General features: G+C 59.7%; 1 protein-coding gene. It reads right to left on the reverse strand.

The window, feature by feature from the left end:
- Positions 1–253 (reverse strand): transposase (locus tag IV91_RS0113820; RefSeq protein ID WP_150112522.1); only part of this gene is annotated, 253 nt, incomplete at both ends.

The following is a 253-nucleotide window of genomic DNA, read 5'->3' on the forward strand; positions in this document are numbered from 1 at the left end:
TTTCAGGGCGAGCAATTGGGTCAAGGCATAGGCTGTGGAGCGAATCTGCATCCACAGTTCCAGAGCCCCCTTCGATTGTTGCCACAGGTTCGTCACCCCCCACCATCGCTTCAGGTTGTGGAACAAGGGCTCGATACCCCAGCGTTCGGCGTAGATTTCCACCACGGCCTGAGCCGACAATTCCGTCTCGGTGGCCAGAATCAGGCGCGGACGCGACCAGGTGTTGTCGTCCTGACGCATCTCGCACCACACC

The sequence above is a fragment of the Ferrovum myxofaciens genome (assembly GCF_000735045.1).
Lineage (GTDB): Bacteria > Pseudomonadota > Gammaproteobacteria > Burkholderiales > Ferrovaceae > Ferrovum > Ferrovum myxofaciens.